Raw genomic sequence first — 11,091 nt, 5'->3', positions numbered from 1 at the left:
GTGGTGGCTGTCTCAGCGTCGTTGAGACAGCCACCACGACCAGCCGGGTCCGGCCCGCAAAACGGAGAACGCCGGTCCCCTCGCGGGGACCGGCGTATCCGGGTTTGCGTCAGACCGCTGAATCAGCGGGTCAGGTGACGACGACGGCCGGTGCCGGCGATCAGGGCCACACCGATCGCGGCGAAGGCGACCTGGAAGATGAACTCCCAGACGTCGAAGCCACGGGTGTCAGCGACACCAAGGGCCCGGGCGAGCACCGTGCCCAGCAGGGCGGCGACCACGCCGACCACCAGCGTCAGCCACAGCGGCATGTTCTGCTTGCCCGGAACGACCAGGCGGCCAAGAGCACCGATGATCAGGCCGACGACCAGGGCGGTCAGAATGCCGACAAGCGTGAACTCCATGGGATCCTCCTCGGGGGTGGAGCTTGTTGGTTGCGTCCGTCGAGACACTGGTTTCCCGACCCCCCGAGAAATCAAACCGCCCTATTTTTTAGTCGTCCCCTTGGTGTCAGTGCTATCGGATGTCGAGAGCGCGGCGATGAAGGCCTCCTGCGGAACCTCCACACGGCCGACCATCTTCATCCGCTTCTTGCCTTCCTTCTGCTTCTCCAGCAGCTTGCGCTTACGGCTGATGTCACCGCCGTAGCACTTCGCGAGCACGTCCTTGCGGATCGCGCGGATGGTCTCGCGGGCGATGATCCGGCTGCCGATGGCCGCCTGGATGGGCACCTCGAACTGCTGCCGCGGGATGAGTTTCTGCAGCTTGGCAGCGATCGTCGTGCCGTACGAGTAGGCGTTGTCCTTGTGCACGATGGCACTGAACGCGTCGACCGGCTCGCCGTGCAGCAGGATGTCCACCTTCACCAGGTCGGCGGCCTGCTCGCCGGAGGGCTCGTAGTCGAGGGACGCGTAACCCTTGGTCTTGCTCTTCAGCTGGTCGAAGAAGTCGAAGATGATCTCGGCGAGCGGGAGGGTGTAGCGCAGCTCCACCCGTTCGGAGGACAGGTACTCCATGCCGAGCAGGCTGCCCCGGCGGCTCTGGCACAGCTCCATGACGGCGCCGACGTACTCGTTCGGCACCAGGACTGTGGCCCTCACCACAGGCTCGTGGATCTCGGCGATCTTGCCGGCCGGGAACTCGCTCGGGTTGGTGACCGTCTGCTCCTTCCCGTCCTCGGTGACCACCTGGTAGACCACGTTCGGCGCGGTGGAGATCAGGTCGAGGTTGAACTCACGCTCCAGCCGCTCGCCGATGATCTCCAGGTGCAACAGGCCCAGGTAGCCGACGCGGAACCCGAAGCCGAGCGCCGCCGACGTCTCCGGCTCGTAGGTGAGCGCCGCGTCGTTCAGCTTCAGCTTGTCGAGCGCGTCACGCAGCGCCGGATAGTCCGAGCCGTCGATTGGGTAGAGGCCCGAGTAGACCATCGGCTTCGGGTCCTTGTAGCCGCCGAGCGCCTCCTTGGCCGGGCGGTTGTGACCGGTGACGGTGTCGCCGACCTTCGACTGGCGGACGTCCTTCACGCCGGTGATCAGGTAACCGACCTCGCCGACGCCGAGCGCTGTCGCCTTCTCCATCTCGGGCGAGACGACGCCGATCTCCAGCAGCTCGTGCACCGCGCCGGTGGACATCATCTTGATCTTGTCGCGGGCCTGGATCCGGCCGTCGATCACCCGGACGTAGGTCACCACGCCGCGATACACGTCGTACACCGAGTCGAAGATCATGGCGCGGGCCGGAGCGGCCGCGTCACCCACCGGCGCGACGAACTGCCGGACGATCTCGTCGAGCAGGTGATCCACGCCGACACCGGTCTTGCCCGACACCCGCAGCACGTCCGACGGCTCGCAGCCGATCAGCTTGGCGAGCTCCTCGGCGTACTTCTCCGGCTGCGCGGCCGGCAGGTCGATCTTGTTGAGCACCGGGATGATGTGGAGATCGTTCTCCATCGCCAGGTACAGGTTGGCGAGGGTCTGCGCCTCGATGCCCTGCGCGGCGTCGACCAGCAGCACCGCGCCCTCACACGCGGCCAGGCTGCGGGACACCTCGTACGTGAAGTCGACGTGGCCCGGGGTGTCGATCATGTTGAGGACGGCGGTCTCGCCCTGCTTGTCGCCCTCCCGGACGGTCCAGGGCATGCGCACGGCCTGCGACTTGATGGTGATGCCGCGCTCGCGTTCGATGTCCATCCGGTCGAGGTACTGAGCGCGCATCTGACGCGGGTCGACCACCCCGGTGATCTGCAGCATCCGGTCGGCCAGCGTCGACTTGCCGTGGTCGATGTGCGCGATGATGCAGAAGTTGCGGATGCGGCTGGGATCGGTCGATCCGATCACGTTCACGCCGGGGTCGAGCGGTCCGGGCACGGTCTTCCGTTCTTCTCGGGCTGATCTTCACGGGCTGGTGGTGAGCCGGCGGTCCCCACCGGCGACCCCTATCGTCCCACGCCCGGCCGGGCAGGTCCGATCACACCCGTTCGAGCGGTCCCCGGCCGCCCGCCCCGGAACCGGATCCCCGGCTCAGTCCGGCGGCTCCAGGAACAGGGCGGACAGTTTCGGCAGGCGGCGGCGCATCTCGTCCTCGTTGTCGAAATCCCACAGATCACCCGCGTCCGGCCGGGTGCGTGGCCGCTCACCGGACGGCAGCGGCTCGCCGGTGGCCTGCTCATAGGCCCGGGCCGCGATGTCCAGCACCTCACCCGCCTCGAACACCGCGCCGGTGTCGGCGGCCGATTTGATCGCCACCACGTTGGCCAGCACGTCCGGCGACTGCACGGCCGCGGCCACCGCCTTGCGGCCGTGGGCGACGAGCCAGCCCCGGAACGCGTCGAAGCCCTCGCCGTCGACCCCGCTGTTGATCAGATAGGCGGCGGCCCAGAGATCCTCCGTGCCCGAGGCGGCCATCACCTTGTCCAGGTGGCGGCCCCAGGCGACGATCTCCTCCGGATCGCGCGTGGCCAGCTCGGCGACGGCACGCTCGGCCACCTCGGCGGGCGAGGCCGGCCGGTCGGCGGTGGCGCGGTCGATGACCGCCCAGAAATCGTCGGTTCGCATGCCGTGATCCTGCCAGGGGGGTACGACACTTTCCGCGGCAGCACACGTCCCCGGCGCTTTCCGCGGCCGGTCACGTCCCCGGCAAGATGAGGGGATGCGGCCGATCATCCTGCCCGATGTCCCGTACGACGCCACCGCCGTACGCCCCGCCTGGGCCGATCTGCCGGAGACCGTGCGCGAAGCGATCACCGCACGCCTCGGCGCACCGGTGTCCGTCGCGCGCAGCGCCGGCGGCGGCTTCACCCGGGCCTTCGCCGCTGTGCTCAAGACCGAGAGCGGGACCAGCGGGTTCGTCAAAGCGGCGCCGCTGCACGATCCGGTCGCGCAGTGGTACGCCCGGGAGGCCGCCGTCACCGCCGCCCTCCCGCCCGAGGTGACCGCCGCCCGCCCGCTCTGGACCATGACCGCGGCCGGCTGGTTCGTGCTCTGCCTGGAGGCGGTCGACGGCCGTATCCCGGCGCTGCCCTGGACGCAGGCCGACCTGGACACCACCCTCCGCACGTGGTCGGCCGCCGCCACCGCGCTCGCCTACCCGTCGCCGGCGCTGCTGGAGATCGGGCTGCCCACCCTCCCGGACATCCTGCGCAACGAGATGTCCTGGTGGTCGCTGATCGCCAGACGCCGGGAGCCGATGCCCGAACCGGCCCGCACGACGATCGCACCGCAGCGCCTGGCCGACCTCGCCAAGCTGGAACGCGCCCTGCCCGAACTCGCCGCCGGCGACGGCATGGCGCACGGCGACCTCCGGGTCGACAACGTGCTGATCGACACCGGCGGCCGCTCCTGGCTCTGCGACTGGACCTGGCCGTGCCTGGGAGCGCCCTGGTTCGACACGGTCACCCTGCTGGTGAGCGCCTACGCCAGCGGATTGGACACGGACGCGGTGCTGCGGGCCTGGGGCGCTCCGGACGAAGGGGTGGACGGGGCGCTGGCGGCGCTCTCCGGCTATTGGCTGGTCCGGGCCGGGGACGGGCCGAGCAGCGCGTCCCCGCACAGCCGTCAGCACCAGCGGTTCAGCGGCGAGCAGGCCCTCGCGTGGCTGACCGAACGCCGCGGCTGGGACACCGCCCCGGCGAAACGCGGCTGGCTGCGCCGCTGACCGCCGTATCTCCGCCGGCCTCCGCCTCTGCGCAGCCCTCCGCCTCTCCGCACCGGAGCCATTTTGGCGGCTCGGAGGCATGCTGGTAACCTGGTTCCTCGCGTGTGGTGACACGCTGTCGACTCCTGTACCGGCCTCGCCGGGTGAGCCGATCGCGGTGACCATTCGTTGAGACCATTTTTCCGAACTAGTCAGGACAAGGCTGTCGCGTGGCGAACATCAAGTCCCAGATCAAGCGCAACCGGCAGAACGAGAAGGCCCGTCTGCGCAACAAGTCGGTCAAGTCTTCGCTGAAGACCGTGATCCGCAAGCTGCACGAGGCGAGCGACTCGGGCAACGTCGAGTCGGCCACCGCGCTGCTGCGTGACGCCTCGCGTCAGCTGGACAAGGCTGTCAGCAAGGGCGTCATCCACAAGAACCAGGCGGCCAACCGTAAGTCGGCCATCGCCAAGAAGATCGCCGCGCTGTCCGCCTGATCCAGACGGATCGATCAGATCGGCGGCCGCACGGACGCGGCCGGCGATCTGAGCCCACCTTTCAGGTGGGAAGGCCTGGACGACCCCGGGCACCGTTGGACCTCACGGTCCGCAGCGGTGCCCGGTCGCATTTCCCTTTCGGGTACGGGTGACGCGCTCTCCCCGCCCCCACAAGCCATTCCCCGCGGCCGGCCTGGGCCATTCCCGCACGGGCGCCGGCGCATTCGGTCCTGCCATCGTGGCTTCCCCAGCGCGGCCGTCCGGATCCGCGCCCGTGGTCACCTCACGCCGGTTGCGTCCCCTCACCGCGGCACGCCTGTCATCAGCCGCGCACGGCCCCGCCGGTCATCTGCCAGGCATCCACCTAGTCGTGGCGGCCAACCGTAAGTGATCACAGAAGCCGGTTCGGCTCTCGTGTGGTGATCCGCGGCGGGACGGCCGACCCCGGATCATCACGCACTGCCCGCCGGTCGCGACGTGTTGACTCGCGGTGGGACGGTCGGCCAGAAGTCACCACGCGCCGCTGTTGTGTGAACTTACGGCACGACGATCGACCACAAATCACCACGCAACACGCGCTGGTTGTTGCATGTCGACTTGCGGCAAGACGGTCAACCACAAACCACTACGCGGGGCGCCGCGCCGCCGGGCGGTGGACATCCGCAAGACCGGTGACACGTGGCCGATGACCGACCACGGTTTACTCGTAGCGCCGAGAGGCCGCCTGACGGGCCATCTGCTGACGCACGTCCAACTGATCGGCCCACGGCCGCCGGCTCGGGGCGCTGTTGTCGGCGGGACGTGACTCGTCCCCCGCTGCCGACGGGTTCCCGGACGAGGGGAGTCGCGTCACGTCGACATTCCTCGCCTGGTCCGTATAGAGGCCCGCCCCGAGCCGACCGTCAGCCGCCAGAGGACCCTCGGCCGGGCCGCGACCGGTCACATCGGTGTCGGCGTAGGTGTAGCGGTCCGCGTACGGATGACCGCCGTCCTCGGCGCCGGTGTAGGCGTGCTCGCTCGCCATGTTGCTCTCGGCGTAGAGCTGCGGGCTCGCCGCCGAGGAGCTGGAATACACCGTCGGATGTCCCGGCCCGAATCCGCCGGCCTCATAGCCGTTCGCGAGGTCGGGCTGGTAACCGTCCGGAAGGGCGCCTGGGGCGGCCATGTGCCCATAACCCAGGGCGGACGGCTCATGGGCCACGACCGGCGCGAACCCCTCGGACCCGGCGTCGCCCCGAAACGGGCCGCCGGGCTGACCGCTGAGCGGCGCGACATCCGGACCGAACCGCTGGTCTCGCGCAAAGGGCGCCATACCGGCCGGGGCGGGGGAGACGGCAACCCGGAATCCCGCGGCCAGGCCCGGGGAGACACCGGGCTGGAAGCCCTCAGCCGTGGAGACACCGGCCTGAGAGGTCGAGGACGGCACCGCATCCACCTCCAGCCCTGAGGTGTCGCTGGTGTGGGCACGATACGTGGACCCCGACATGGCGGCCGGGCGCAACACGGACGCCCGCTCGGCAGTGGTCTCCCGGGCCACCGGCCGCGGGCTGAGAGCACCGGCGACCAGATCGTTGAACTTGACCATCAGAGCGACCGTGACCGGCAGAACCAGCACCCCCCACCAGCTGACCAGCTCGGCGAGGGCGAGCAGCAGCCCGAGGACGACAGCGCCCTCCAGGAAGACGAAACAGAGCAGGCCGCTCGGTGCGAGGTGACGCAGGCGCAGCGCCCGGGAGTAGAGCGGCCGGTCGGACGGCTCGGCCCGGCGGGAACGGATCTCGCGGCTCATCGGGCGGCCCCGTCCCGGCGGGCGGTCGCGATGGCGAAGACGGTCTTCTCCAGGGCGTAGCCACGGTCCTCGGCGCCGCCCTTGACCGCGGCGTTGCAGTCGGCGGCGGCGCGCATCGCGTCGGCCAGGCCCTCCGGGGTCCAGCCGCGGCTGCGGCCCTGCGCCTTCTCGATCTTCCACGCGGGCATGCCGAGCGTGGAGGCCAGCTGATAGGGGTTGCCACGGCCGGCGGACGCGACCCGCGCCACCGTGCGGACACCGTCGGCGAGCGCGTCGGCGATCGGCACCGGGTCGACGCCGACGTGCAGGGCCCAGCGCAGCGCCTCGAGCGCGCCGGACACGTCGCCGACCATCGCGGCGTCGGCCACGGCGAAGCCGGTGACCTCGGCACGGCCCTTGTAGTAGCGGGCGACCACGGCCTCGGTGATCTTGCCGTCGGTGTCGGCGAGCAGCTGGGAGCAGGCCGCGGCGATCTCCCGCAGGTCGTTGCCGACCGCCTGGAGCAGCGCGGACGCGGCGGAGTCGTCACACCGGGCGCCGTTGCGGCGGAACTCGTTGCGGACGAACGCGATCCGCTCGGCGTCCTTCTTGAACTTCATCACCGGCACGACGGTGGCGCCTGCCGCCCGGAGCCCGTCGGCGAACGCCTTGCCCTTGGCCCCACCGACGTGGGTGACGATGAGCGTGACGTCGGGGTCGGGACTCTTCGCATAGACCAGCAGGGCGGTGGTGAGATCTTTCCGCGCGTCCTGACCGCTCCGGATCACCAGGACGCGGCGGCCGCCGAACAGCGACGGGCTCAGCATCTCGGCGACCTCGCCGGCGACCAGGGCGGCCGCCTCGTACTCCCGGACGTCCGCGCCGGGGTCGGCAGCCCGCGCCGCCGCGACCGCCTCGGCGACGGCACGGGCGGCGAGAAGCTCCTCGTCGCCTTGGACGAGCAGCAACGAGGGCGGTGGCACGGCATTCACGTGCAACATCGTCGCACGGGGGACCGACAGTTCCGTGAGCCTCACTCGTTAGCGCAGAACGCTGATCACCGAATGCGAAACCAGACATATCGGCCGCCAGTTATCCCGTCCCCGCCGTACAGTCGCTTGCTCAGGCCCGATGCACCGCACGGGTGATTAGACCGATTCACCTGACATAGAGCCCTATAGTCGGTAAAATCCGGTCGCCGCTCCGGCGTGTCGATTGCTCTATCGCGGTGGGTCGCCGCTCACGGCGACGGCGAGGCCACCCTTCACCGCCACCGCGGCGACATCACCCGATTCATCGGTACGCAGAATCCGCGCCCCACCCTGAGCGATCCATCCGAGCAGCACCGCGTTCGGATGCCCGTAATCGTTGTCCCGGCCGACCGACACCAGCGCCACCGCCGGATCCACCGCCTCCACCAGCGCCGGCGACTGCAGGGCGCTGCCGTGGTGCGCCACCTTCAGCACGTCCGCCCGCAGACCCGCCGCACCGATCCCGGCCACGAGATCCTCCTGCTCCTCGGTCTCCGCGTCACCGAGCAGCAGCACCGACCGCCCACCGACGACGGCCCGCAGGATCAGCGAGTTGTTGTTCGGATCCGAGTTGGTCCCGCGCATCGGCGCGAGCGGGCCGAGCACATCGAGACGCAAACCCCCTTCGGCGTACGCCCACCCCGCCCCGACCGTCTCCACCGCGATCCCGGCGCCGGCCGCCGCCTCCGCCACCGCGGCCCGGCCGCCCGCCGGTTCGGGCCAGTCCGGCCCGATCACCGCACCCACCTCCCGGCCCCGGAACACCCCGGCCACCCCGCCGATGTGGTCGGCGTGGAAGTGACTGACCACGAACACCGTCACGTGCCGGATCCCGAGCCGGCGCAGGCACTGGTCGACCGCGTTCGGCTCCGGCCCGGCGTCGACCACCACGGCCCGCCCCGACCCGGCGGGCAACACCACCGCGTCACCCTGTCCCACCGCGCACGCCACCACGAGCCAGCCCGGCGGCGGCCATCCGGAGGCGAGCAGCCGCACCGGCAGGGCACCGAGGACGGCGCCGAGGGCGACCACTGTCGCCAGCCGCCGTACCAGCTCCCGCCGGGCCGCCACCAGGAACGCCACGGTCAGCACGGCGAGCAGCACCCCGCCGAGCGCGCCGCCCGGCCACGGCAGCGCCCCGGTCGGCAGCCGCGCGCCCGCCCGGGCCACCAGCACCAGCCACTCCGTGGGCCAGTGCCCGATCCAGGCCGCGAACTCGGCGCCCGCCGGCCACACCGGGGACAGCACCGCCGCCGCGACACCGAACAGGGTGGCCGGGGCGATCGCGGGCACCGCCACCAGGTTGGCCGGCACCGCGACCAGGCTGACGGTCGCCGAGATGGCGGCGACCACCGGCCCGCAGGCGACCTGGGCGGCCGCCGGAACGGCGAGGGCCTCCGCCGCCCAACCCGGCCAGCCGCGCCGCCGCAGCCCGTCCCGCCAGACCGGCGCGAGCAGCAGCAGACCGGCCGTGGCCAGGACCGACAGCGCGAACCCGGCATCCGCGGCGAGTTCCGGATCGGTGATCAGCAGGACCGCCGCACCCGCCGCGAGGGCCGGAACTGCCGCCCGGGGCCGGCCGGCGGCGAGCCCGAGCAGGCCGATCGCGCCCATCGCGGCCGCCCGGATCACGCTGGGCGACGGCCGGGCCAGGACGACGAACCCGGCCAGCGCGATCGCGCACAGCACCGCGCAGAGCAGCGGTCCGGCCCGGGTCCGCCGTACCACGAACAGCACGACGCCGAGGACGATCGCGACATTGGTGCCGGACACCGCGGTCAGGTGCGTCATTCCGGTCGTACGGAAATCCGCCTCCAGCCCCGGGTCCAGCCGGCTCGTGTCGCCGACGACCAGGCCCGGCAGCAGCCCTCCGGAGTCGTCCGGCAGCGGCTCGCAGGCCCGCTGCAGTCCCGTCCGCAGCACTCCGGCCCAGCGCTGCACCCACGACGGCCGGCCTTCCAGCCGGGGTGGGGTACGGGCCGAGACCACGGCGGCCCGCAGGTCACCGGGCCGGGGCGGCATCAGGCGGCCGGTCGCGGTGACCCGCTGGCCCGGCAGCAGTTCCCGCCAGCCGGGGCCGGAGCCGAGCACCAGCGTCCGTGCGGTGAGCCGGATCGGCGCGGCGTCCTCCGCGGTCACCGCGTCCAGGTCGGCGGCGACCAGGTACGTCGGCGGGCCGGCGGAACGGGCCAGCAGTCGCGGGTCGTCCCGGATCACCAGCTCCACCCGTACCGTCGCACCGCTCTCCACCAGCGCGACCAGCGCCGGCGTCTCCCGCACCGACAACCTCGCCCCGGTGGCGATCGCCCCACACCCCACCCCGAGCCCGACCGCCACCACGATCCACCGGACCGCCCGGCCCCACCCGTCCGCACCGGTCCCGCCGCTCGATCCCCTCCCCGCCGGCCTGACGCCCCTGGCCGACGCTGCCCCCGCTGCCACGGCGAGCCCCGCGACACCGACCCCGACGCCCCAGGCCGCCGGCAGGTGGAGCGCGCCCAGAGCCGCCAGCCAGAGGCCGATGGCGAAGCCCGCGAGCCGCAGGTCCGGGATCCGGCGGTCCGCGCTCATCCGACCGTCACCAGGTCCTTGAGCTGCTCGTAGCGGGCATCCCCGATCCCGTCCACCTTGCGCAGGTCGCTGACCGCCCGGAAGCCGCCCTGAGCCTCCCGCGCGTCCAGGATCCGCTGGGCGAGCACCGGTCCCACCCCGGGCAGCCCGTCCAACTGGCCGAGGGTCGCCGTGTTGAGATCGACCAGCCCGGACCCACCGGTGGGAGCGGCGCCGCTGCCCGTGACGGCGCCGGGCGGCGGAGTCACCCCCACCATGATCAACTCACCGTCGGTGACCTTCCGCGCGAGGTTGAGCATCGCCACGTCCACCCCCGCCTCGGGCCCACCGGCCGCGACCAGCGCGTCGGCGACCCGTGCGCCGGGGCTGAGGCGTACCAGCCCAGGCCGCAACACCTTCCCGCCGACCGCGACCACCACCTCACCGGTCGCCGCCGCCCGGACCGGCCCGGATGTCTGCGCGGTGACCGTGCCGGCCGGCGTCAGCGTGACCTCGTCGAGCCGCGGCCGCGACTGCCAGGCGAAGTACGCCGCCCCGAGCACCACGACCACGGCCACCGCCGCCAGCGCCCGCACCCCGGGCCGCCCCGGATCGAACGCGGGCAGCCACTGCCGCCGTCCCCCGCCGAAGGCCCCTTCCCCACTGAGCCCCTGTTCCGTCTGCAGCGCGGACCGAGAACCCGATGGCGTGGACACAGAACCCGGCGGCACGGACCGCCGCAAGGACTCCGCCCCGTCCCACGGATAGGCCGGCACATCGTCGACAGGCCCACCCGCGCCCGGCTCATCCGGAGCCGAAGATCCGCCGGAACCGCCGCCCAGCGCCCCGCCCCCAGGCTCCCCCGACCGGGAAGCGCCCTCGAAAGGGGAGACATCATCCTCCTCCGACGACCACGCCGGAATGATGTCCGCCCAGCTGAGCGGCCCCTGCTCGGGAACCGCACGGGAGCCCGCCCCCGCATCGAGCACCGCCCGCAGCCGCGCTCCGACGGCATCACCGCTATCCTTCGCCTCTCGCACGGCCCGACCGTAGGAACTTCCGGGTTCCCCCGCCCGCGTCCCTGTGGACAACCCCGCGCTGTGGACAACCGATT

At 71.8% G+C, this 11,091-nt stretch carries 8 protein-coding genes and 1 pseudogene; 2 read left to right on the top strand and 7 right to left on the bottom strand.

The features are described 5' to 3' along the window. Positions 1–122 precede the first annotated feature (122 nt). The 3 genes from ACZ3II_RS41895 to ACZ3II_RS41885 form a co-directional block, all read right to left on the bottom strand. On the bottom strand, positions 123–404 hold the full coding sequence (locus tag ACZ3II_RS41895) for a GlsB/YeaQ/YmgE family stress response membrane protein (protein ID WP_465526158.1): 282 nt from the start codon (positions 402–404) through the stop codon (positions 123–125). Between the two features lie 81 nt (positions 405–485). Then, a complete protein-coding gene (gene lepA / locus ACZ3II_RS41890; protein WP_465526156.1) occupies positions 486–2,366 on the bottom strand; it encodes a translation elongation factor 4 in 1,881 nt (626 codons plus the stop codon). Positions 2,367–2,519: 153 nt separating this feature from the next. Further along, on the bottom strand, positions 2,520–3,053 hold the full coding sequence (locus ACZ3II_RS41885; RefSeq protein ID WP_465526154.1) for a DUF4240 domain-containing protein: 534 nt from the start codon (positions 3,051–3,053) through the stop codon (positions 2,520–2,522). Positions 3,054–3,147: 94 nt separating this feature from the next. Here ACZ3II_RS41885 and ACZ3II_RS41880 point away from each other — a divergent pair, with 94 nt between their 5' ends. Next, the gene (locus ACZ3II_RS41880; protein WP_465526152.1) at positions 3,148–4,152 is read left to right on the top strand and encodes a phosphotransferase family protein; all 1,005 of its coding nucleotides are present in this window, start codon (positions 3,148–3,150) and stop codon (positions 4,150–4,152) included. Positions 4,153–4,361: 209 nt separating this feature from the next. After that, positions 4,362–4,628 carry a 30S ribosomal protein S20 gene (gene rpsT, locus ACZ3II_RS41875; RefSeq protein WP_183226191.1) on the top strand — a complete coding sequence of 89 codons (267 nt, stop codon included), beginning with the start codon at positions 4,362–4,364 and terminating at the stop codon, positions 4,626–4,628. Positions 4,629–6,186: 1,558 nt separating this feature from the next. Here the strand turns inward: rpsT and ACZ3II_RS41870 are convergent. The 4 genes and pseudogenes from ACZ3II_RS41870 to ACZ3II_RS41855 form a co-directional block, all read right to left on the bottom strand. Next, positions 6,187–6,417 (bottom strand): annotated as a pseudogene (locus ACZ3II_RS41870) (hypothetical protein); the annotation flags it as partial. After that, positions 6,414–7,397 carry a DNA polymerase III subunit delta gene (gene holA / locus ACZ3II_RS41865; protein ID WP_465526150.1) on the bottom strand — a complete coding sequence of 328 codons (984 nt, stop codon included), beginning with the start codon at positions 7,395–7,397 and terminating at the stop codon, positions 6,414–6,416. The pseudogene ACZ3II_RS41870 and the gene holA, both read right to left, overlap by 4 nt. A 219-nt stretch (positions 7,398–7,616) precedes the next feature. Then, positions 7,617–9,998: a ComEC/Rec2 family competence protein gene (locus ACZ3II_RS41860; RefSeq protein WP_465526148.1), complete on the bottom strand. Its 2,382-nt coding sequence runs from the start codon at positions 9,996–9,998 to the stop codon at positions 7,617–7,619. Continuing rightward, the gene (locus ACZ3II_RS41855; RefSeq protein WP_465526146.1) at positions 9,995–10,753 is read right to left on the bottom strand and encodes a ComEA family DNA-binding protein; all 759 of its coding nucleotides are present in this window, start codon (positions 10,751–10,753) and stop codon (positions 9,995–9,997) included. The genes ACZ3II_RS41860 and ACZ3II_RS41855 overlap by 4 nt, the downstream gene beginning before the upstream one ends. Positions 10,754–11,091: the final 338 nt, after the last annotated feature.

It is taken from the genome of Actinoplanes sp. NPDC019969, assembly GCF_055562375.1.
Note: the sequence above shows the minus strand (reverse complement) of the source record. Positions and strands in the feature narration are given on the sequence as shown.

Coding starts and splice junctions, on each gene's coding strand:
- ACZ3II_RS41895 (WP_465526158.1), bottom strand. CDS start 404: ATGGAGTTCACGCTTGTCGGCATTCTGACCGCCCTGGTCGTCGGCCTG.
- ACZ3II_RS41885 (WP_465526154.1), bottom strand. CDS start 3,053: ATGCGAACCGACGATTTCTGGGCGGTCATCGACCGCGCCACCGCCGAC.
- ACZ3II_RS41880 (WP_465526152.1), top strand. CDS start 3,148: ATGCGGCCGATCATCCTGCCCGATGTCCCGTACGACGCCACCGCCGTA.
- holA (WP_465526150.1), bottom strand. CDS start 7,397: ATGTTGCACGTGAATGCCGTGCCACCGCCCTCGTTGCTGCTCGTCCAA.
- ACZ3II_RS41860 (WP_465526148.1), bottom strand. CDS start 9,998: ATGAGCGCGGACCGCCGGATCCCGGACCTGCGGCTCGCGGGCTTCGCC.